The following is a 23,212-nucleotide window of genomic DNA, read 5'->3' as shown; positions in this document are numbered from 1 at the left end:
AACTACTTTTACGGAAAACCGTAAATACCACAAACAAAAAAACCACCCAAACAGTTATTATACTATTTGGATGGTTTTCTAATATATACGTTTACTTATTGCGCAGGAAGACATGCATTTACCATACCACCCATACACGCATCATACGCGTATAACCAAATATCATGGCGCTGTGCATGTGTTAAATACCCTTCAGCAGAAGGATCAGAATAATGAGGAACATCTTCCATAAAATAATCTGCACTGTTAAAACAGCATACGCCATCAATTTCAGTTCTACCACCTATTACTTCTTTCTGTTCTTGCTTGTTGAGTTGCTGAATACCTTTTAAGTTTAAAATGTTTTTTAACATATTATATTGTTTATTATTAACCCTGAAAATACTATTAACAAAGAAGTAGTCAGGGCATCTACTCTTTATGAATTGTTATTATTTTTAATCGTCAATAAAACTATTGATACCATTCTATTTTCTATTGATAAAAAAGAATGCTAGCCATGTAAGTTGGCTTCACTTATGGAGCAGGATCAAGAGCAGGAACACACACAACATCCATACCTGCCATACACGCATCATAGTAAAACAACCAAATATCATGACGTTGTGAATGTGTCAAATATCCTTCATACGCAGGATCGGCATAGTGAGGCACATCTTGCATATGATAATCGGCACTGTTAAAACAGCAATAGCCGTCTGTACCACCATTTAAAGCATTCTGTTGTTGTTTGTTCAATTGTTGAACACCTTCTAATTTTAAAATGTTTTTTAACATATTATATTGTTTAAAATTAACTCTGAATACACTATTTACAAAGGAGTAGTCAGAGCGTCTACTCTTTATGAATTGTTATTTTTTTTAAAAAAATCGTCAATAAAACTATTGATACCATTCAATTCCTGTTGATTAGAAAGAATGTTAGTTATGTACTATGTAGTACATGTATTGCTTAATTTATGGAGCAGGATCAAGCGCTTGTACACACGCAATATCCAAACCTCCCATACACGCATCATAGTAAAACAACCAAATATCATGACGTTGCTCGTGTGTTAAATACTCTTCATACGACGGATCGGCATAGTTAGGCACATCTTGCATATGATAATCGGCACTCCTAAAACAGCAATAACTTTCGGTACCACCATTTACAGCTTTCTGTTGTTCTTTGTTCAATTGTTGAACACCTTCTAATTTTAAAATGTTTTTTAACATACTATATTATTTAAAATTAGCCCTGAACATATATTTCACAAAAGAGGAGTCAGAGCATCTACTCTTTTATACTATTTAGTAGTATTAAAAAATTAGTGCATAGCAAACTATTACAATAGTAATGTACTATTGCTACGAGAAGGTTTTCTAAATTATATATTGTGAAAAAAGAGCTTGCAGGCTAGTGCAGTTTCTTTGGGAGAAGGTTAAAGATAATAACTTCTTTGAAAACTTTTATATACCGTCGGTATTTTTTACTCAAAACTATATATACCCATAAAAAAACCACCCTTGTAGCTTATAAAAACTACAAGAGTGATCAGAATAAACAAATGTCAGCTTTCGTCAGTCGATCTGCAAAAAGTAACGAAAGCAATTTAAAGTAATTACCATGTCTATATATAATACTTTGTTTTAATGTTGTTGCACTATTCAGTTTCGGCATTCGAAACGGAATTATCTGTACTATCTGTAGGTGCTGTATCTTCATTGTCAGTATCTCCCGAACTCAATCGGGCATTTACCGTTACGTTATACTGCTTTGCCAACGTACCTATTTGGTTTACCAACTCTTGGTGTGTAGCATTGCTGCCTAGTGTTGCATGTGCTTCTATATGCGCTACCAATACTTTGTAACTGTTAACACCTTCCTCTCGTATTGCCGTAAAGCTCACCCCTGGTGTAGCCGACTCTTCATACACACGTGCTATATATCGGTTGTTAAACGCCTCGTTAGCCGCTTTTAGTTCGGCAATCCAATTGGTGAGTCGTGTTGTGGTAATCGCAGCAACTAAGTCGGTTTCGGTTTCCCAATCGGACAACATACTGTCAATCACAGCCGTTTCTGCTTGGTAATTCATCCGCGGAATGTTGGTACCATAGTTATTTAAATTAAACAACAAACTAAGCGCTGCCGATTGTATGCTTTCGTCATAATGGTAGCCAAAAGCTTCTAAGCTAGCTTTGATGCCCATAAACGCTCTGTCTCGTTTGGTATCCAAGTCAATAAGTTCTTGCGTAATGCCACTGCTTTGCTCCTGCTGAAACAAATTGTCCATCTGGTTGGTAAGCGCAGCTAGTGCATCACGTTGTGTGGTTAACAATAAGGTGTCAACATCTTTGTCGTTCACCATTTCTAATACATCTTTCATGTATTGTAAAAATTCGCTATTTCTGTAGCGTGAGAAAATTGGTATCTCCATAACAATCGGTTTTAATGATTTTATAATATTTTAACATTTTTACACTGTTTCATTGCATTATTCGCAATAAAAAGCCGTTTGAAACCTTCTCGCAGCAATGCAGGAGGCTTTCCAACGCGTTTGGAAGCGTCTCGCAGACCTGCAGGAAGCTTTCCGACGCGTTTGAAACGTTCTCGCAGCTGTGCAGGAAGCTTTCCGACGTGTTTGAAAACGTCTCGCAGTTGTGCAGGAAGCTTTCCGACGTGTTGGAAACGTTCTCGCAGCCCTGCAACAAGCAAACTTTTGAAAACAAACGCATGCCGCTCTGCTGTTTCATGATGTGAATTTCGAATATTTTTTTAAAAATCACACTACATAATGTATAAGTGTAGTAAGAAATGTATAAGCGTTGCATTACGTACCTCAATAATCCGTTTTAACGTGAGTTTCACGTAAAAAATACTGAATACGAACATAAAGTAAAAATAGATGTTTGTCACTTAGAGCATTATTGAAATGTTGAAGAATTAAAGGGAAAATGAAGTAATAAACGGAATAAAGAGAATGCACAATACTCAAAATTATTTTTTTGACACTACGTATTTACTGACATCTTATTATTATCTTCGTAAGATACATAAACATTAAAAATTACCAAATGAAAAAAAAATTACTACTACTACTAATATGCACTATATGTTGCATATCACTAAGCCATGCGCAATGGACACAAACAGGCGCAGATATTGATGGCGAAGCTGGGTTTGATCAATCTGGAATATCAGTAAGTCTAAGTGCTGATGGAACTATTGTTGCTATTGGAGCAAATGGTAATGATGGAAACGGTTCGGGTTCGGGTCATGTACGCGTATATCAAAATACAAATGGTACATGGACGCAAATTGGTGCAGATATAGATGGAGAAGCTAGTGGTGATTTATCAGGAGAATCAATAAGTTTAAGTGCCGATGGTCGTATTGTTGCTATTGGAGCGCATGAAAATGATGGAAACGGAACCAACTCAGGACATGTGCGTGTGTATGAAAATGTAAACGGTACTTGGACACAAGTAGGCGCTGATATTGATGGAGAATCTGCTTTTGATCAATCTGGTTGGTCCGTAAGTTTAAGTGATGATGGAACTGTTGTTGCTATTGGAGCACGCTTAAATAGTGGTAATGGCTCTAATGCTGGACATGCGCGTATTTATAAATATGAAAATGGTACGTGGACACAAATCGGTGCTGACATTGATGGAGAAGCCGCAGATGATTGGTTTGGTTGGTCCATTAGTTTAAGTGGCGATGGAAGCACGGTTGCTATTGGCGGATATCATAATGATGGAAATGGCATTGACGCTGGGCACGTACGCGTATTTAAAAATATAAATAATAATTGGTCACAAATAGGTACTGATATTGATGGAGAAACAGCAGATGATGAAGCGGGTTTTTCGGTAAGTTTGAATGTTGATGGAACTGTTGTCGCTGTTGGAGCAATTAGAAATGATAATAGTACTGGATCAAATTCTGGGCATGTACGTGTGTTTAAAAACGAGCTTGGCACTTGGAATCAGATGGGCGCTGCTATTGATGGAGAAGCAAGTGGTGATTTTTCGGGATACTCAGTAAATCTAAATAATGATGGAAGCATTGTTGCTATTGGAGCCTATGGAAATGATGGCAATGGAGACCAGTCTGGACATGTACGTGTATATAGAAATCAAACCGATGCTTGGATACAAGTAGGTGCAGATATTGACGGAGAAGATGTTAGTAATTGGTTTGGTGCTTCGGTAAGCTTGAGTGATAATGGAAGTAAGCTTGCTGTAGGTGCGTTTATAAATAATTCTATCGATTTTAATACTGGGCATACACGTGTATTTGAAAACCCAACACTTTCTGTAGAGGATGTTGCATTGCAAAACCTTACGGTATATCCAAATCCTGCAAGTGCAACCGTATTTGTACAAAGCAAAACACGTATTGAAACAATCACAGTATTTGATGGTAGAGGCACACAGATAAAAACAATAACACCAACAGAAATACAAGGCAACTACCCTATTGATGTAAGCAACTTGGCTACTGGGTTTTATTTTATGACTTTACAATCTGGTACTTCAAGCCTGACTAAAAAATTTATGAAAAACTAAATTTATATATCCTATAAAGTAGATACAGTATACGAAACTCGCATATAATTTTTTAATTGTATGCGAGTTTTTAATTAGTACTTCATTAAGTCCATATGAGATATCATTTTGCATAGATTGATAAACGAAGATTCATCTAAAAGTAAATAACAACTCCTAAGAATACGGTAAATCCCGTAGTGGTTTACGTGAATTACTCTATGTTCTCGCATATTCGTAACAACTACTTTTGAATCATCTTATAAAATCACCCAACTTAAAAGTTTAGATACGAGCATCTATACAAGTGTTTCCACCTGGGTGATTTTAGCTGGAAAACATTGGTTAGATGCTCTATTAACTAGTAAGAAATAGTAATGAAAAAAAGTATAGCAATCATCACCCTACTTATTTTAATACCGTTACAATCCTTTTCGCAAGATGTCATTCGTTCTAAAAAAGAACAAAGAACTGCAACAAAAAAGAGCCTCAAAAAAAATAACCTTCAAGAAACTTCACTTTGTGATTTCTATAAAATCATCTATAATAACTATCATAACGATTTTAAAGATCTTACAGGAAAAGAAAAGGATGAAGATAGTTTTGGAGAGCAATGGGAAGCAAATATCGCTATTCCAGCTGTTTTTACTGAATATACTATTAATACAACATATAAAATTTTTCGATTAGAAGTTTATGAAGGATTAGATTTAAAAAAAGCAAACGCAGCATTAGAAAATTTATATACTAACTGGTATGCATGTAGATTTAATAGCGGGAAAGAATTTAGATTCATAAAAGAAGAAAACCATCTAGAGAAAAAGCAACATAACCTTAAAAAAAGAACTTTCTTTTTAACAACTACAACAGATAACTTATTGATAAAATTCAATTTAGTTGGTTTTTATAAATATAATGAAAGAGCGAGTAGTATTGAAAACGTATACACAGTTTCGCTCTCATTTATTCGCATAGCTGACAAACAAAAAGCAATTGCAAAAATAGTAAAGCAATAGATACTGTAACCTTAAAAATTAAAATTATGAAAGTACAAAATTGGATGAGTTGGGAAGGCGGCGTAGATTTAGTAGCCCTGTCAAACGATAAAATGGAAATGCCAAATGTAATAGTACATTTAGCAAGAATGGTACATACACCTGTTGGGTCTGCACCTTCAGGAATGTTATTATTACCAAACGAAGATGGAACACCAAAAATTATGGGATTCATTTCTACCAATAAAGTGGTAGGTGATTATTTTGCAGCAACTATTTTTGCAGGTACTCCTTTTGAACAAGCACCAACCATCGTTGGCGAAATAACTGTAACTACAGATATGCCAAACTTTGCAGAAGTAACTGTAAAAATTGAAGGCTTTGAAGTGTATTTAAAACTCTCAAATCTTGGAGAATTGACAAGAGTAAACAGACAATCACCAAATTTACCTTTTCATGATAGCTCTTTAGAAGCCGAAGCAAAAACAGTAGAACTAACTGTAAATGGTATTGTAACACCAGTAATTGTTCCACCAATGGGAATGAGTGGCGGACCAGCAGCAGTGTATTCTGCAACAGGTTTTTATGCTAGATAATAATATAAAAACAATTAAAATGAAGTATCTAATTAAATTAATCGTCGTTACGCTATCAACTTCAATAATATCATCTTGCGTATCAACTAAAAGTTTAGCAAAAGAAGGCATTACTTTGATAGAAGGAAGTGATTTGTATTATGAAGTACAAGCAGGTGATGAAAAATGGAATTTTGATCTTAATATTAACCATTTTGGGAACTCTATTTCCTTCGATTTTGATTTAGGTAACAAATCAGGAAGTATTTCTATAGATGAAAAAGCATTGGAAGAATCAACCTATTTACACAACTACTTTGATAATGGCTATAAAAGACTTACTGAGAAAACTTCAGTTTGGGTTAGCAAAAAATTGTTTAAAGATTTAAAAGCTGGAAAACCTGTTACTATTGGTTTGGGCAATTCTGAATCGGATAGAGAACTGTTTACTTTAATAGGCAAAGAAACCTATTCGTTTGGTAATAAAGATGATGGAGTGCCTTATAATATACCAGTTTTGATAATAGCAACGAAGGACAATAAAAAAGAAATTTGGATTGCTGATGACCCAAGTAATCGATTAATTGTGATGATGAAACTTGATTTCAGAATTGATTTGATGGATTATAAACCATATAAAGGCTACTAAAGTAGTACTTAGACACAGTATACAAAACTCGCATATATTATTTTAATTGTATGCGAGTTTTCAATTATAACTTCATTAAGTGTGCTATAGCTTTTTCTAAAACAGGATCTTTATTTTCCATATAATCCAATAGCGTTCGCTTTACTTCAATATCTGGTGTAATTCCATATCCTACAAATTCTCGTCCATCTGCATACGTGTCTTTTTTAGTACAAACTCTAGCGCCTCCTTTATTTGGTAAACTAAACACCATAGGTTGTCCGGTACTTCCAAAAGTAGGTTCTCCAATTTTAATCATATGTTCCTGGTTGTCTGCATAAATTAAAAAATCTTCAGCTGCAGATGCAGTACGATGTCCTATTAATATTGCAGTTGGAATCTCTGTTCTTTTTATATCTAAATTTGCTGTAGAATATCCATTATACGGGAAATCATGATAAAATTGGTCATGATATGAATAATACGCTTGTTTTTGCCAATCGCCTTTTATGGTGTCTTTAGCCTTTGTCCATTGTCCCCAAGCTTTAAAAGAAGGAATGTGCAATCTACTTTGTGATTTAGCTCCGTAAAGAATAGTATCGTTGGTAAGGTATTTTATAATTTCTCGCCCAACACCTCCATTTCCTCCTCCGTTTTTTCTTAAATCTATAATTAGTTTTTTTGCTTTTCTAATCTCAGGAAGCTTCTCTGAGAACAAATTCATAATATCCCAAGTATCGAATGAATTTAAAGAAATGTAAACGATATCTTTTTCGATCAATTTAAACTCAAACAATTCTGTTTTTTCTTCAGGATACAGTGCTGTTTCGTCACTTTTTTGTAGCGTTAATTTTAAAGTTTTCACTTTATTATTTGGCAACTTTAATTCAAGAGTATACGTTGAACCTACATATCCTTGAAGCAAGTTTTGTACAGATAAATCATTTAAAATATGTTTTGTAGATGATGAAATATAAGGCTTTACATATTTATTTATATACTGCTGAGTATCCACACCATTCACCTTAACTATTTCCGTACCTATTGGCAATTCGTTTTTTTTACTTTTATTCACTTTCGTGATGATTGCTTTGTTCTCAATATTAGATAGAAAAATTCTGTACGCGCCAAAATCAGTTGTAAGTATGTTATCTCTAATTTCTTTTGGAAACCAAATGTTTGTATGTCCATCATTTAAGTATGCACAAAACTTCTGTAACAATCTATAATACGCATAGTCATTCTCAGTTTCTTGAACTTCAATAAGATACTTTTTAAACATTTTATCCCATTCATTCCTATCAACTTTATCTAAATAAACAAAGTTGTAATTGACTTCTTGCCAAAATTTAGATAGTCCATAAACTTTGTCTTGTTTCGTTATAGTATTAGGTATTTGACTAGTAAGTGAACTTGATGAGATAATAATAAAAAACAAAATGATAAATTGTTTCATAAAGTGACAGTTATAATTGATTGATGATTAAGATGTTTAGTACATAACGGACAAAAGGAACTGTTTAGTACACATATTGAAATACGTTCTAGGATACTGAAGTATATTCACAAAGCATTTTCTAATATGTCTATTCTTTTTTTAAATCTTTTGTAAAAATAAAAGCCCCGAACTTTCGTTCAGGGCTTTTCTATTTAGTGAAACAAGTTGCTTTTATACTAAGCGTTGTTTTCTTTTTTAATTAAGTTTAAGGCAGAACCTTCATTGTACCAGTCAATCTGACTTTGGTTATACGTATGGTTTGCTACAATAACATCTTTGCTTCCATCCGCATGAACTGCTTCAATAGTTAATGGTTTTCCTGGTGCAAATTCGTTTAAGTCTACAAAGTTGAATGTATCATCTTCTTGAATTAAATCGTAATCGCTTTCCGTTGCAAACGTTAATCCTAGCATTCCTTGCTTTTTAAGGTTTGTTTCATGGATACGTGCAAACGATTTTACAATTACCGCCGCTACACCTAAGTGTCTTGGCTCCATAGCTGCATGCTCACGAGAAGAACCTTCACCGTAGTTATGATCTCCAACTACAATTGTATATACTCCAGCTGCTTTGTATGCACGTGCCGTTTTTGGAACAGCATCATACTCACCATCTAACTGACTTTTTACAAAGTTAGTTTTCATGTTGTATGCGTTTACAGCTCCAATTAAACAGTTGTTTGAGATATTATCTAAGTGTCCACGGAAACGTAACCAAGGACCTGCCATAGAGATATGATCCGTTGTACACTTTCCATGTGCTTTGATTAATAGTTTTGCTCCATTGATTTCAGAACCTATTGGTGTAAATGGAGTTAATAACTCTAAACGCTCAGAATCAGGGTTCACATTAATTTGTACATGACTTCCATCTTCTTCTGGTGCTAAGTATCCGTTATCTTTTACATCGAATCCTTTTGGAGGTAATTCCCATCCTGTTGGTTCGTCTAACATTACTTCTTCACCATTTTCATTGATCAGCTTGTCTGTCATTGGATTGAAGTCTAAACGACCTGCAATAGCAATAGCTGCTGTAATTTCAGGAGACGCTACAAATGCGTGTGTGTTTGGATTTCCATCTGCACGCTTTGCAAAGTTTCTGTTAAACGAGTGAACGATACTGTTTTTTGGTGCGTTTTTCGGATCTGAATAACGTGCCCATTGTCCAATACATGGTCCACATGCGTTTGTAAATATTTTTGCGTCTAGTTTTTCGAATATATTAAGGATTCCATCACGCTCTGCTGTGTAACGTACCTTTTCTGATCCAGGATTGATTCCTAGTTCCGCTTTCATTTTTAAGCCTTTGTCTAATGCTTGTTGTGCAATGGAAGATGCTCTTGATAAATCTTCGTATGAAGAGTTGGTACAAGAACCAATTAATCCCCATTCTACTTGCATTGGCCAATCTTTCTCTTGTGCTCTTGCTGTCATTTCTGAACCAACAGTTGTAGATAAATCTGGCGTAAAAGGTCCATTTACTAATGGTCCAAGTTCTGATAAGTTAATTTCAATAACTTGATCAAAATATTGCTCAGGGTTTGCATATACTTCAGCATCTCCTGTTAAATATTCTTTTACTTCATTTGCAGCATCAGCAACTCCATCTCTTTCTGTAGCACGTAAATAACGTTCCATAGATTCATCGTATCCAAAAGTAGAAGTTGTTGCTCCTATTTCTGCTCCCATGTTACAAATAGTACCTTTACCAGTACAAGACATTGATACAGCTCCAGGTCCGAAGTATTCAACAATAGCTCCTGTTCCTCCTTTTGCAGAAACGATTCCTGCTACTTTTAAGATTACATCTTTTGGTGCTGTCCAACCAGAAAGTGTTCCCGTTAACTTTACACCTATTAGTTTAGGAAATTTTAATTCCCAAGGCATTCCTGCCATTACATCTACAGCATCTGCTCCACCAACTCCGATGGCTACCATTCCTAATCCACCAGCATTTACTGTATGTGAATCGGTTCCGATCATCATTCCACCTGGGAAAGCATAGTTTTCTAATACTACTTGGTGAATAATTCCTGCACCTGGCTTCCAAAATCCGATACCATATTTGTTTGATACTGACTCTAAGAAATTAAATACTTCACTACTGTTATTCATGGCAGCTTGTAAATCACTACTTGCTCCAACTTTCGCTTGGATTAGGTGATCACAGTGCACTGTTGTCGGAACTGCTACTTTAGATTTCCCTGCTTGCATAAATTGTAGTAATGCCATTTGTGCAGTTGCATCTTGACAAGCAATACGATCTGGAGCAAAGTCTACATAGTCTTTTCCTCTAACGAATGCTTTGTCTGCCGTTCCATCCCATAAATGTGAGTATAGTATTTTTTCTGAAAGTGTTAATGGTTTACCAGTAATTTCGCGCGCTTTGTCTACACGTTCCACTATTGTTGCGTAAACCTTTTTTATCATATCAATATCAAAGGCCATATCTTCGTTTTTTTAGTGTTTTGAAAGTCCTGCGAAACTACGAAATTATCTTCATTTTTAAAAATTAACAGTATACCATTATGTTATGCTAATTATTTTTATCAAATCTATGATTTTGTTGAATTAAATTTAAAATAAACTAAAAATAGCACCTCTAATTACGAATTACATAATTTGAGATGCTATTTTTTGATAATACTAAATATTTCGGAAATATTGTTGTTTTTTCTTAATCCTAAAAAGGATACGATTGTGCATTTATTTTAAAAAATTATAATTATAAATGTTTAAAATTGATGAATTCTATTGAATCATTCTAAAATTAAACAATAAGATGTTACTTTATATTATCACTTATTTTCATAATTTTTTTATAAATCACACGAAGATTATATGTACCAAAGCGTCCATAATCATAAATTTCCTTTACATCTCCGTTTTTGAAAGTAACTTTGAGATTTGCTGCTGGGTTATCTGTCACGTTTATGTAATAGCTATCCTTTAAGCTTTTAACATCAGTATATTCAATGGTGCCTAACAACTCTTCTACTTGTACAGAGCTTAGCTTAATTTTTTTTCTCCCTTTGAAATTGGTGAATCGCTTGCCAAAATACTCTAGGTTTCCATCTGAAGTTAATTTTAATTCAAAAACCGGACAACTTCCAAAACAAGGAGTTGCTTCAAAATGAATTTCTTTTATTTCGTTTTTTATTTTTTGCTCATTCTTATTAAATTGTAGAAACGCTCCAAATTTTACTTCTAATGTGTCTACTCGAAACTTAATATCACGAATCACTTCAACAGTTTTATTTTTTTCTCGATCATACACAAAATCTTTTTGATTTTTTTTGATAATAATATCTTCTGAATGCTCAGTAATATGTTCTGGTAACTGTATTTCGCGAATAAAAATAGTTTTAGTATTGATTCGTTTCATTGATATTGATGCTAAACCTTCATCTGTCCTGCCTCTATTAACATCAAGAATTTTTATTTCTTCATACTCATTTTTACCTTTGTTCAAAATATAAATTATAGTGCCTACATAATCTATGACCAAATCAGTGTGTCCGTTGTTATCTATATCTATTTTTTGAACAACTTCATTAAAATCCTCAACATCAATTTCGTCCTCTCCTTCAAAAACTGTATCAAAAGTATAGGCAGTACTTATTTCTTTTTCAAGGAATGCAGCTACTTCTTTGAATGATTTCAAGTTTTCGATGGTTTGTGAACAGGTAATTCCCGAAGTGAAAAATAGTAGTATTAACAAAATTACTTTCTTCATTTGATTGCTTTTGTTTGTAATTTACAACGAACATTAACTATTTAAAACATTCATTCATGTTTTTAAACAAAAAAAATCACAAACGTTTGTTTGTGATTTTTTATATAATTTTAAAGTATGTTATTTTAAAACAGACTTTCTATAATTTTTTCAATCGTGATTCCTTCAGCTTCTGCTTTGTAGTTTCTAATAACTCTGTGTGATAAGATTCCAATAGCAACTGCTTGTACATCTTCTATATCAGGAGAAAACTTTCCGTTGATAGCTGCGTTTGCTTTTGCCGCTAAGATTAGATTTTGTGAGGCTCTTGGTCCTGCGCCCCAATCAACATACTGTTTTACTAAGTCAGTAGCACTGTCTTCTTTCGGACGTGTTTTGGAAACCAAACGTACTGCATATTCTATTACATTATCCGCTACAGGTATTTTACGAATCAATTGCTGAATAGCAATAATATCTTTAGCATTGAATAATGGTTTTACAGAAGCTTCCACATTTGTTGTTGTCGCTTTCACGACTTGTACTTCCTCTGCAAATGTTGGATATGTAAGGTGAATGGCAAACATAAAACGGTCTAATTGTGCTTCTGGTAACGGATATGTACCTTCTTGCTCAATTGGGTTTTGCGTTGCCAATACAAAGTATGGTAAATCTAGTTTGTAATGCTGTCCTGCAACAGTTACAGCGCGCTCTTGCATAGCTTCTAGTAATGCAGCTTGCGTTTTTGGCGGTGTACGGTTGATTTCATCAGCCAGAATAATGTTTGCAAAGATTGGTCCTTTGATGAATTTGAAATTACGCGATTCATCTAAGATTTCACTTCCCAAGATGTCACTTGGCATTAAATCTGGTGTAAACTGAATTCGTTTAAAGTCTAAACCTAATGTCGTTGCAATGGTGTTTACCATTAATGTTTTTGCTAGTCCAGGAACTCCAATCAGTAATGCATGTCCACCAGAAAATATGGAGAGTAATATTTGATCTATTACACTTTCTTGACCAACAATAATTTTAGAGATTTCGTTCTTGAGTGCCTTGTGTTTTTGTACAAGGTTTTCAATAGCGGCAACATCAGACATAAGCTTTTTTATTTTTTTAACCAGTTATTTTGAAATTCACATTCACGATTATCAGAGTTTACATTTACGTATGTATCCTTGATTTTCTGTGTAATCCACTTTCCAACTTCTTTTAACTGTTTTTCTTTGAGTGCTAAACTTTTGATTTTGATGTAATCTTTAGAGTAGTCAGCAACATGTTCTTCGTAACGGTTTGTTACTTTGAGTATTTTGAATCTTTTTTGACCTGTACGTGTTTCGTCAATTAAAGGAATTGAGATTTCATTTCCTTTTAAAGGTTCTATTTGAGAATATTGTTCAGGATCCATTTTAGTCAATTCAAAATGTGTTCCTAAGGTTGCAGGATTGATCAGTTTCCCACCATTATTACGTGATTCTTTATCATCTGAAAACGAACGTGCCGCTTCATCAAAAGTAAGTTCTTCTGCTAGTATACGCTGACGAAGTGTGTCTATTTGTTTACGAGCCTCATCAAGCTTTTTATTTGTAATTTCAGGAATTAGTAGAATGTGACGTACATCTCTTTCTTGTCCACGAACTTTATCAACCTTTACAATATGCCATCCAAAGTCAGTCTTAAAAGGATCAGAAACTTCTCCTTCTTGTAGTGTATAAGACATATCTTTAAATTCTTTTGCTAACGGCATTCTTTTCGTAATAGACATAAATCCACCTTGACGACCAGAAGCTCTATCTTTAGAATATAGAATAGCTTTTGTTCCAAAACTTGCGCCACCTTCTATATCAGCTTTGATACTTTTTAGTTTATCAACTACTTTCTTTACTGCTTCTTCTGAAGGTTTTGGTGCAATCATTATTTGTGCAACTTCCAACTCTACTCCAATTATTGGACGTTGATCTACTGGAATTTTCTCAAAAAACTGACGTACTTCTTCTGGTGTAATTTCTACATCACTTACCACTTGCGATTGCATACGTTGCGTTAGTATATTTACTTTCGTAATTTCTGTTAAACGTTTGCGTAAAGATGCTTCATCTTCCATAGCATAGAATTTTAATAATTCTGCCATTCCACCAGTTTGCTGACTGAAATATTCTATAGATTGATTTACACGATCTCTAATTTCTCCGTCAGAAACTTCTAAACTATCTTGCACTGCTTGATGCGCATATAGTTTATCTTCCATTAATTTTCCAAGTAATTTACATCTTGTTAATCCTTCTGTAGAAACTCCTTGTTGTTTTAAGTCTAAAAATGTTTTATCTACATCCGATTCTAAGATGATATAATCACCAACAACTGCGGCTACACCGTCAATTTTGATACGTTTTGTAGTAGTTTTTGTAGAATCGTTTACTTTTGCTTTGGCTTTAATCATTGATGATTCAGAAACCATTTCCTCTTGTGCTTGTGCCTGCATTCCTATTCCCACAAGCAATACTAACAAGTATATACTTTTCTTCATTTTAATTGTAAATTTCAAACTGTTTTCGCTTAACTGCATCTTTTGTGATGTCTTTTTCTAATTTTCTGATAAATTCAAGCTTTCGCTTGTTAAGAATGATTTGGCGTACTGTTGGACGTACATACGCAAGTGGCGCAACGTCGTTTCTGCCTATCTTATCTTCAATTCGCACCAAATATAGTCCTATTGAATCTTCTATTTTAGAAAATTGTGATTTTTTTAAGTATTTTGCTTTGTTTTCGTTAGTTATGACAGGAATTTTATTGAATATTTGTGTCGCTTTTACCCAAATAGAATCGTTTAATGAATAGTTATTAAACTGAATTGCTAAAGAATCTAATATAACTTTATCTTCTATATCAAAACGTTCAAAACGCTCTGTGATTTCTTCTATATTAGAGTTGTCCTTATTGATATTTATATACCGTAGTTTGAGTAATTCTTCATTGAGTTTAAAGTTCTCTTTGTTGGTATCATAATATGCAGCTTCGTCAAAACCTGTAACTACAGTATCAATAGTTTTCTTTACAACAGCTTCTTTGTAAGCTTCTACATATAAACCTTTCCTATATTCTTCAACAAGTTCATCAAAAGCAGTTTGTTTTTCTTGTGGCAGATTGATTTTTGCACGCTGAATAAACAATTGTTGTGTTGCCCAACGATTGATATAACTGGTGACGATGATAGTGCTATCTTCTTTAGATGTGTTTTCGGAAAGTAATGGCGTTACATCACTTTTATATAAGTAACTCTCACCAACTCTGGCAATAGGATCACCTTCTTGTGACGGTTGAAAGTATTCACAAGAATAACACAAAAAGATACTAATAATGGCTATTAATTTTCTCAATATGTATTATTTAACGAGTTTTTTCAGTTTTCGGTATACTTTCTTGTTGATTTTAACTTTATAGTTTTCTTTTAGTGTTTTAATCCATTCTTTTTCAAGATGTACTTGATAGTCGCTTATAACTTTCCCTTTGATTTCTGAAAGTTCTTTGTAGCTCGCTGGCATTAACTCGTTTACTTTTACAATAGCGAAATCGCCTTCTCCTTCTTTTAGAATTTCTGAAACACCTTTTTTACTGTTAAAGTCTTTCGGAAGACTTCTATGTCCATCTTCAAAAGTTCCCATTGTAAAAATTACATTTACTTTGGCATCCTTGTTTACAGCGTTTTTAATATCTTCTAAAGGTTTTCCTTCAGTTAAAAGTTGTTGTACTTGCTTGGCAGCATTTTCATCTGTACAAGAAGCAATAACTGCTTCCACGCGGTTTTTCCACTTGTAGTTCTCTTTGTTTGCATTGAAATAGCTTTCTAGTCCAAGTGTATCATTCTTTGCCTTGTCCCAAATTTGCTTTTCCATTAAGTCAAATAATAACAAACCATCTCTATATTCACCATAAATAGCCGCAAATTCTTCGTTTACATTTTCAAGGTCACTTTCGTAGAATGCTAACAGTTTACCATCCATGTATTCTTTATACATCTGATTTACATATCCTTTAGGATCACTGTTTTTTTGCATCATTCTTGATTTGTTCTTCAACAAATAAGTAGCAAAGTCGTCATACGTAATCGTCATGTCTTTTATTTGAACTAGCGTTTTCTTTAAGAATTCACTATCCGTTGGTTTTTTCCATGAACGTGTAAAGAAGTTATTCCCCATTGCAACTGCATGAAAATCTTCTCGTGCCGATGGATTTTCAGTAATCGTATATAGTTTTTTAATCTTTTTTATTACAGAAGTATTGATAACACTTACTCTTTTATCTTTTTTGATACGATTTTCAAGTGCAAATTTTTCTTCTTCAAAACTTTTTTGTTCATGTTTTGAGATCAGTTTTACAATATGCCATCCAAATTCAGATTTGAACGGTTTTGAAATTTCATTGAGTTCTTTTAGGGAAAACGCAACTTGTTCAAATGCTTTTGAACGCAAACGTCCACGACCAAACTTAGGTAGTTTTCCATTGTTTACACCAGAACTTCTATCTTCTGAATATTTTTTTGCCATTGCGCCAAAATCGCTTCCAGCTATAATTTGTGAATAGATATCTTTTATTTTTTCTTCAGGATTTTCCTTGTTTTCACCATTTTCTTTATCCAATAGTAATATGTGTGCAACTGTTACTTCTCCAACATTTTCACGAACGTCCGTTACTTTTATAATGTGATATCCATATTGTGTACGGACTGGCATAGAAACATCTCCTTTTTTGGTGTTAAAAGCAGCAGATTCAAACGGATATACCATTCTGAATGCTGAGAAATAACCCAAATTTCCTTTGTTACCTTTCCTTTTTGGATTTCCTTTTGCAGAAGGATCATCTGAATGTAGTATCGCTGTTTGTCCAAAATCAGATCCTTCAATGATCGATTTGCGCAACTTCATAATTTTTTCATACGCAGCCAATGTATCCGCTGGCGAAGCATTTGGAGAAACGTTTAGTAAAATATGACTTGCTTTTACTTCCGTTTTTAAACGTTCATAAGCTTCTTTCACCAATTGTTCAGAGGTAGTATTATCTGTAAGATAGTTACGTGAAAGTTGTTTTTTATATCCTGCTAATTCTTTCTTGTAGCTTTGTTTTTCGTGTAGATTTAGATTTTTAGCTTCTTTGAGTTTCAATTTGTATTCAACAAATAAATCAAAATACTCTTCTATATCCTTTTGATCTTTTTCGTCAATGATGTCAAGGTTTTTATTATATACTCTAGAGAATTCAGAAACGTATGTTGGTTCACCTTCAATAGTAAATAATACTTTATCTTTTTTTGATTGTGCAACGCTTGTCAACGAAACCAAAAGAATAAGAAATAATTGTATGCTATTTTTCATCTGTAAATTTTTATTTTCTTAAAGTTGCCAGATGGAATTCGCCAAAAATCATCTTAGTTTTTATAAACTAATTAACATGGCTCATTTCATTGTCGCTTTTTTGAGAAAGACAAAAATAATAATTCAATGATACTTCACAAGGAATTCTAATATTGATTCTGAGAGTTTCTCAACAAAAATGGCGTGATATTTGTTAAATTTTAAGTAAAAACGTGTTTTTCGTTTTTGATTTTACTAATTTTAGATTTATTATTGCATCCGATTAAAATTGCGTTTATGAAAAAATATTACATTTTGCCTCTCTTTTTATTAATATCTATAACACTTTTTGCTCAGGAAGAAGTGTTTGAGTTTAATGGATATAATGGAGCAACAAATACATTAGTAGCCGCAACTGCTGATATTAATGATGAAGTTACTATTGAACTTGAAGATATAGACATCATAAATAATTTTTATACTGAAAATCAATCTAGTATTTATATGTATCTTGGATTGCGAACTTCTTCTGGAAGTTTTCAAGCAGTTCCGGGTATGTTTAGTGACTTAAGCTGGCAACCTATACTAAACTTATCTAACGGAGATGCTACAACTGCTCCAAATAGATATTCTATTACATTTACACCAGGTCAATTGTTTCCTACTCTTGAAAATCAAACAATTTTAGGAATTGATTTTTTATTTCAAAACCAATTTGGTGGTGGAGGAAACAATCAAACTTTAGATTTGTATATTGATTTAGTTGATGCAACTCTTAATTCTAGTACTTTAAGTATAAATGATCGTAATGATACGAAAGTGAGTACAAGATATCATAATGGTAAATTAACAGTTATTGGCGTAGATAGAAAGGCAAATATTGCAATCTACAACTTGCTAGGTCGTAAAGTGGTTGACTTAAAGAATGTTTCTATGAATGGAACGTTTAGCAAGTATTTAGATTTACCAAAAAACAACATTTATATTGTAAAAATTACTTCACCAACTTTTTCAAAGACATTTAAAATTATTGCGAAGTAATACTATATACATAACAAACTCAAAAGCGAATGAACTAATCATTCGCTTTTTTTATTTCTTTTTTCTTATTCTCTGTTAAGAATGGTAATTTTGTCAAAATTTACAATACATGGCAAAAGTAAAACTGATTTGGGACTTTAGAGGTCCGGCTGCAAAACGTACAGCAGAACATCATTGTATTCACTTGAAAGACTTTATATCACTGGAAAATATTGAAGGAGAAGCCATTAAAGTAGAAGCTTTTTCTGAGATGCATGTTTGTGCTTCTATGATTATACAACAAGATGATGTTTCTTTTATGCGCGAAAAATTAAAGCCACATAGAGGTCAATTAGTAAAATAATTATACCAAAAAACGTTAATTTTATGTGAGAACGTTTTTTTGGTATGATGTTTTCATTACATTAGCCAACTTTGAAAAATAAAATAACAATTAGATGAAAATTAAACATTTACTTTACTCGTTAGCAATTGTACTTTGTTCGTTTACAGCTTCTGCACAATCAAAAGTAGGAACAGTTAATATTAATATTCTTGTTTCTAAATTACCTGAAATTGCACAAGTAAAAACAGGAATCACGGAATATGAAAAGACTTTACAAGCAGATTTAACTGCAAAACTTGAAGCTTACAAAGTAGAAGTTGATGCTGCAAATAAAGCATTTGCTGGTATGCAACCTGAAGCAAAGAAGAAAAAGCAAGAAGAAATTTTTGCATTAGAAAATGATATTCAACAATTTAGACAAAACGCTGCTCAGTTAGTTCAACTAAAACAAGATGAATTAATGCGTCCGTTATACCAAAAAGTTGGTACAACAGTTGCCGAAATTGCCAAAGCAGAAAAATTCACGCAAGTTTTCACGTTAGACGGAAATGAGTTGGCATATGCAAGTCCTGTATATGATTTAACTTTGAAAGTTGCTGCAAAACTTGGAATTAACTTACAAGAAGATAAAAAGTAATTTTTAATACCTCAATTTTATAAAAAAGTCTTGTATCCTTTTGGGTACAAGACTTTTTTTATGCAATCTACTTATCTCAAATTGATAAATTTGAGGTAGTAACTATGTTTTCTTTGCTTCATTTTCTTCTTCAAAGTGACATGATTTAATATCTTGTTATCAAATCAAAACTATATATATCATGAAAAAAAAGAATTTGAAAGTATTAAGACTTGAAAAGACTTCAATTGCAAATTTTAAAGAAAATAGTATTAAAGGAGGAAGCTTTGGATCTATTGAATGCCCATCTTATCATCCTACAGTTTGTGATGGTGGAGGTTCTATAAGTAGTCAAGGAATTAACTGTGCAGTTAATTGTGGTACAGGAACGCTTCCAGTATAACCAAACTTTAGCTTACCATTTTAGTACCATAATTTATTTATTAATTATAAATTTTTAACCATGAAAAAAAGAAACATTAAAAACAACCTGAATTTAAAAAAGACAACGATTTCTTCATTATCAGAAAAAGCTGTTAAAGGAGGAACCGGAACTACGCTTTTCACAACTATTTTTGCTGATTTGTGTTATGGAGCTAATACAAGTTATATTTTGAAGTGCGCTGCCGCTTGTGCGCCAGACGATTATTAATAGATAATTTACATATGAAAAGAAAAGCCTGTTACGTTGATGTAACAGGCTTTTTATATGTATTTCTATATTAATTAACGTCTTGAATAATTTGGTGCTTCTTTGGTAATTGCTACATCATGCGGATGACTTTCATTGATTCCACTTGCTGTGATTCGTACAAATTTCCCACTTTCTTTTAGTGTTTCAATATCTTTTGCTCCACAATATCCCATTCCAGCGCGTAATCCTCCAATAAACTGATGAATACTTTCATCTAAGTCTCCTTTGTAAGGAACACGTCCTACAATACCTTCTGGGACTAGCTTTTTTATATCAGCTTCCACATCCTGGAAATAACGATCTTTAGAACCTTGTTTCATTGCTTCTACAGAACCCATTCCGCGATATGATTTGAATTTTCTTCCTTCGTATATAATCGTTTCTCCAGGCGATTCTTTTGTTCCTGCTAGTAGTGAACCTAACATTACAGAATCTGCTCCAGCTGCAATTGCTTTTGGAATATCACCTGTGTAACGAATTCCTCCATCTGCAATTACTGGAACGCCACTACCTTTTATAGCTGCTGAAACTTCCAATACTGCTGAGAATTGTGGGAAACCAACTCCGGCTACCACACGTGTTGTACAGATTGATCCTGGACCAATACCAACTTTTACAGCATCAGCGCCAGCTTCTACTAAGTAGCGAGCTGCATCACCTGTTGCAATGTTTCCAACAATAACATCTAAGTTAGGAAACTTAGCTTTTACATCTTTTAGTACCGTTACAACACCTTTTGTATGTCCGTGTGCAGTATCAATCACAACTGCATCAACTCCTGCTTTTACAAGTGCTTCTGCTCTATCAACAGCATCTGCTGTAACTCCTAAAGCTGCTGCTACACGTAAACGTCCGTATGAGTCTTTATTGGCAATCGGTTTCTGTGTTACTTTCGTAATATCTCTAAATGTAATAAGTCCTTTTAGAATGTAGTTATCATCTACAATTAAAAGTTTTTCAATTTTATTTTTTTGAAGAATTGCTTCCGCATCTTTTAATGAAGTTCCTTCTGAAGAAGTGATTAAGTTTTCACTTGTCATTACCTCAACTATCGGGCGTTGATTGTTGTGCTCAAAGCGCAAATCTCTATTGGTTACTATTCCCTTTAGCGTTCCATTTTCATCTACAATTGGAATTCCTCCAATACTATGTTCTTTCATGTTTGCTTTCGCATCAGAAACAACAGCAGTTAATGGTAACGTTACAGGGTCGATAATCATTCCGCTCTCGGCACGTTTCACTTTTCTAACTTTTTGCGCTTGTCGGGCAATCGTCATGTTTTTGTGCAAAACACCAATTCCACCTTCACGGGCCATTGCTATTGCCATAGAAGATTCTGTAACCGTATCCATCGCTGCCGATATAATAGGAACGTTGATCGTTATATTTTTAGTAAATTTTGTTTGAATGCTGACTTCTCTTGGAAGTACTTCTGAGAAAGCGGGAACTAATAAAACATCGTCGTATGTTAGTCCTTCACCTAAAATTTTGTTGTTGTGTGCTGTCATGGTGCAATTAAAGTATAATTGCACGCGAATATACCACTTTTTATATAATTACTACTATTACGTATACTAGATAACAATTTATTAATGTGCTGTGTTTAGTATTGAGCAGTTAGTATTTAGTAATGAGGTTTTTATCTCGCTTTGCGCGAAGTTACTTAGTATTAGATTTTAAAAAATCCTTTTACATTTTTAATTTGTTAATGATATTCATTAAAAATCTTAGAAGCTTCATTGTAAGATGATTCAAAACTCATGGCTTGCACACCTGAGTTCGCTTTAACAGCTGTAAAATACGAAACCATTTTCTCGGTTGGCATATTTCCGGTAAGCTCGTCTTTTGCCATTGGACAACCACCAAATCCTTGTATAGCACCATCAAAACGTCTGCAACCTGCTTTGTAAGCCGCATCAACTTTTTCGTGCCATAATGTTGGTGTTGTGTGTAAATGCGCTCCAAATTCAATTTCTGGGTATTTAGGAATTAAGTTTGCATATAAGTAATCGATCACATCTGGTGTTGAAGAACCGATCGTATCAGAAAGCGATAATATTTTCACGCCCATGTTAGAAAGTTTCTCTGTCCACTCGCCTACTATTTCTACATTCCAAGGATCACCATATGGATTTCCAAATCCCATAGAGAGATAGGCAACAACTTCTTTGTTGGTTTTGTCTGCAATGTTTAGAATTTCTTGCAGCGTTTCTATGGATTGTGCAATAGTTTTGTGTGTATTCCGCATTTGAAAATTCTCAGAAATGGAAAACGGATATCCTAAGTATTGAATTTCAGGATGTATACTTGCGTCATTTGCACCACGAACATTTGCAACAATTGCTAGTAATTTACTTTTTGTGGTAGATAAGTCTAGTTTGGATAAAACCTCAGCAGTATCCACCATTTGCGGAATTGCTTTTGGCGATACAAAACTTCCAAAGTCAATCGTATCAAATCCTACACGAAGTAGTGATTGAATGTATTGTACTTTTTTTTCAGTAGGAATAAACATCTTGATACCTTGCATGGCATCTCGTGGGCATTCTATTATTTTAATGTTTTCCATAGAACGTCAAAGATAATCAACGAAAACGTTTTAGGAAATTTATAACATGATAAATATTGCTATTCCAACAAATACTACAATTTGTATCCACTTCATATAGATTCCTATTTTTTTGTTGCTTTTTAGCTTGTCTGAGATAATTCCTGCTAAGACAGCTATAGAACTAAAAATGATAAAAGATACTAGCATAAATAGTAACCCTAATACATAGAACTGAATCACTTTACTCATATCTTCACTAAATAGAAATCCTGGAAATAATGCCAGAAAAAATAGTGTTACTTTCGGATTTAATACATTCATGATAAATCCTTGTTTGAATAGTTGAAATACACTTTTTTTAGGAATTGCATCATTTCCTAATTCAATATCTCCTGAACTTTTAAAAACTTTATATGCTAAATAAACGAGATATAAAGCACCAAATAGTTTTATGATAAAGAATAATCTTGGATTTTCTTTTAATATGGTTGAAGCTCCAAAAGCAACTACCGAAGTATGAATTAAACAACCTGACATTAACCCTAAAACTGTTGCTATTCCGTATTTACGACCATTTACAATACTTTGCATTAGTACGTATATATTATCAGGTCCTGGCGTTATTGCCAGTAAAGATGTGGCAGCAATAAATCCTATAAGTATTTCTATGTCCAATACTATTGTTTTTAAGTGT

Annotated in this window: 24 protein-coding genes; 9 read left to right on the top strand and 15 right to left on the bottom strand. The window is 33.5% G+C overall.

Annotated features, from left to right (window positions below):
* Positions 1–95: 95 nt before the first annotated feature.
* From ACUUYC_RS16925 to ACUUYC_RS16905, 5 genes are all read right to left on the bottom strand, one after another.
* Positions 96–353, bottom strand: a complete 258-nt coding sequence (locus tag ACUUYC_RS16925; protein ID WP_474267854.1) for a hypothetical protein — start codon at positions 351–353, stop codon at positions 96–98.
* Between the two features lie 163 nt (positions 354–516).
* Positions 517–777: a hypothetical protein gene (locus tag ACUUYC_RS16920; RefSeq protein WP_474267853.1), complete on the bottom strand. Its 261-nt coding sequence runs from the start codon at positions 775–777 to the stop codon at positions 517–519.
* Positions 778–957: 180 nt separating this feature from the next.
* The gene (locus ACUUYC_RS16915; RefSeq protein ID WP_474267852.1) at positions 958–1,218 is read right to left on the bottom strand and encodes a hypothetical protein; all 261 of its coding nucleotides are present in this window, start codon (positions 1,216–1,218) and stop codon (positions 958–960) included.
* Between the two features lie 428 nt (positions 1,219–1,646).
* Entirely contained in the window at positions 1,647–2,420 is a 774-nt protein-coding gene (locus ACUUYC_RS16910) for a DUF6261 family protein (protein ID WP_474267851.1), read from the bottom strand.
* Positions 2,421–2,469: 49 nt separating this feature from the next.
* Positions 2,470–2,736, bottom strand: a complete 267-nt coding sequence (locus ACUUYC_RS16905; RefSeq protein WP_474267850.1) for a hypothetical protein — start codon at positions 2,734–2,736, stop codon at positions 2,470–2,472.
* Between the two features lie 321 nt (positions 2,737–3,057).
* Here ACUUYC_RS16905 and ACUUYC_RS16900 point away from each other — a divergent pair, with 321 nt between their 5' ends.
* The 4 genes from ACUUYC_RS16900 (at position 3,058) to ACUUYC_RS16885 (ending at position 6,752) form a co-directional block, all read left to right on the top strand.
* Positions 3,058–4,554 carry a T9SS type A sorting domain-containing protein gene (locus ACUUYC_RS16900; protein ID WP_474267849.1) on the top strand — a complete coding sequence of 499 codons (1,497 nt, stop codon included), beginning with the start codon at positions 3,058–3,060 and terminating at the stop codon, positions 4,552–4,554.
* Between the two features lie 356 nt (positions 4,555–4,910).
* The gene (locus ACUUYC_RS16895; protein ID WP_474267848.1) at positions 4,911–5,549 is read left to right on the top strand and encodes a hypothetical protein; all 639 of its coding nucleotides are present in this window, start codon (positions 4,911–4,913) and stop codon (positions 5,547–5,549) included.
* Between the two features lie 26 nt (positions 5,550–5,575).
* A complete protein-coding gene (locus ACUUYC_RS16890; RefSeq protein ID WP_474267847.1) occupies positions 5,576–6,124 on the top strand; it encodes a hypothetical protein in 549 nt (182 codons plus the stop codon).
* Positions 6,125–6,143: 19 nt separating this feature from the next.
* Positions 6,144–6,752 (top strand): hypothetical protein, encoded by a 609-nt coding sequence (locus ACUUYC_RS16885; protein WP_474267846.1) that lies wholly within the window; start codon positions 6,144–6,146, stop codon positions 6,750–6,752.
* A gap of 64 nt (positions 6,753–6,816) precedes the next feature.
* Here the strand turns inward: ACUUYC_RS16885 and ACUUYC_RS16880 are convergent, their stop codons facing one another.
* From ACUUYC_RS16880 to ACUUYC_RS16850, 7 genes are all read right to left on the bottom strand, one after another.
* Positions 6,817–8,187: a S41 family peptidase gene (locus tag ACUUYC_RS16880; protein ID WP_474267844.1), complete on the bottom strand. Its 1,371-nt coding sequence runs from the start codon at positions 8,185–8,187 to the stop codon at positions 6,817–6,819.
* A 218-nt stretch (positions 8,188–8,405) separates the two neighbouring features.
* Complete coding sequence (locus ACUUYC_RS16875; RefSeq protein WP_474267842.1) at positions 8,406–10,676, bottom strand: aconitate hydratase; 2,271 nt, start codon at positions 10,674–10,676, stop codon at positions 8,406–8,408.
* Positions 10,677–11,013: 337 nt separating this feature from the next.
* A complete protein-coding gene (locus tag ACUUYC_RS16870; RefSeq protein WP_474267840.1) occupies positions 11,014–11,892 on the bottom strand; it encodes a DUF6438 domain-containing protein in 879 nt (292 codons plus the stop codon).
* Between the two features lie 197 nt (positions 11,893–12,089).
* The gene (locus tag ACUUYC_RS16865) at positions 12,090–13,043 is read right to left on the bottom strand and encodes an AAA family ATPase (protein WP_474267838.1); all 954 of its coding nucleotides are present in this window, start codon (positions 13,041–13,043) and stop codon (positions 12,090–12,092) included.
* Positions 13,044–13,051: 8 nt separating this feature from the next.
* Positions 13,052–14,470 (bottom strand): peptidylprolyl isomerase, encoded by a 1,419-nt coding sequence (locus ACUUYC_RS16860; protein ID WP_474267836.1) that lies wholly within the window; start codon positions 14,468–14,470, stop codon positions 13,052–13,054.
* A 1-nt stretch (position 14,471) separates the two neighbouring features.
* Positions 14,472–15,320, bottom strand: a complete 849-nt coding sequence (locus tag ACUUYC_RS16855) for a peptidyl-prolyl cis-trans isomerase (RefSeq protein ID WP_474267834.1) — start codon at positions 15,318–15,320, stop codon at positions 14,472–14,474.
* A gap of 6 nt (positions 15,321–15,326) precedes the next feature.
* Positions 15,327–17,312, bottom strand: a complete 1,986-nt coding sequence (locus ACUUYC_RS16850) for a peptidylprolyl isomerase (protein WP_474267832.1) — start codon at positions 17,310–17,312, stop codon at positions 15,327–15,329.
* A 276-nt stretch (positions 17,313–17,588) separates the two neighbouring features.
* Between ACUUYC_RS16850 and ACUUYC_RS16845 the strand changes: the two genes are divergently transcribed.
* From ACUUYC_RS16845 to ACUUYC_RS16825, 5 genes are all read left to right on the top strand, one after another.
* Positions 17,589–18,332 carry a T9SS type A sorting domain-containing protein gene (locus ACUUYC_RS16845; RefSeq protein WP_474267830.1) on the top strand — a complete coding sequence of 248 codons (744 nt, stop codon included), beginning with the start codon at positions 17,589–17,591 and terminating at the stop codon, positions 18,330–18,332.
* A gap of 109 nt (positions 18,333–18,441) precedes the next feature.
* Positions 18,442–18,675, top strand: a complete 234-nt coding sequence (locus tag ACUUYC_RS16840) for a hypothetical protein (RefSeq protein ID WP_474267828.1) — start codon at positions 18,442–18,444, stop codon at positions 18,673–18,675.
* 94 nt (positions 18,676–18,769) lie between these two features.
* Entirely contained in the window at positions 18,770–19,294 is a 525-nt protein-coding gene (locus ACUUYC_RS16835; protein ID WP_474267826.1) for an OmpH/Skp family outer membrane protein, read from the top strand.
* Between the two features lie 181 nt (positions 19,295–19,475).
* Entirely contained in the window at positions 19,476–19,676 is a 201-nt protein-coding gene (locus ACUUYC_RS16830; protein ID WP_474267824.1) for a hypothetical protein, read from the top strand.
* Between the two features lie 60 nt (positions 19,677–19,736).
* On the top strand, positions 19,737–19,925 hold the full coding sequence (locus tag ACUUYC_RS16825) for a hypothetical protein (RefSeq protein WP_474267822.1): 189 nt from the start codon (positions 19,737–19,739) through the stop codon (positions 19,923–19,925).
* Positions 19,926–19,999: 74 nt separating this feature from the next.
* On the opposite strand, the gene guaB is transcribed toward ACUUYC_RS16825, so the two are convergent.
* The 3 genes from guaB to ACUUYC_RS16810 form a co-directional block, all read right to left on the bottom strand.
* Positions 20,000–21,475: an IMP dehydrogenase gene (guaB, locus tag ACUUYC_RS16820; protein ID WP_474267820.1), complete on the bottom strand. Its 1,476-nt coding sequence runs from the start codon at positions 21,473–21,475 to the stop codon at positions 20,000–20,002.
* 197 nt (positions 21,476–21,672) lie between these two features.
* The gene (locus tag ACUUYC_RS16815) at positions 21,673–22,536 is read right to left on the bottom strand and encodes a hydroxymethylglutaryl-CoA lyase (protein ID WP_474267818.1); all 864 of its coding nucleotides are present in this window, start codon (positions 22,534–22,536) and stop codon (positions 21,673–21,675) included.
* Between the two features lie 39 nt (positions 22,537–22,575).
* Positions 22,576–23,193 carry a LysE family translocator gene (locus ACUUYC_RS16810; RefSeq protein WP_474267816.1) on the bottom strand — a complete coding sequence of 206 codons (618 nt, stop codon included), beginning with the start codon at positions 23,191–23,193 and terminating at the stop codon, positions 22,576–22,578.
* Positions 23,194–23,212: the final 19 nt, after the last annotated feature.

The organism is Kordia sp. E (genome assembly GCF_056033805.1).
Note: the sequence above shows the minus strand (reverse complement) of the source record. Positions and strands in the feature narration are given on the sequence as shown.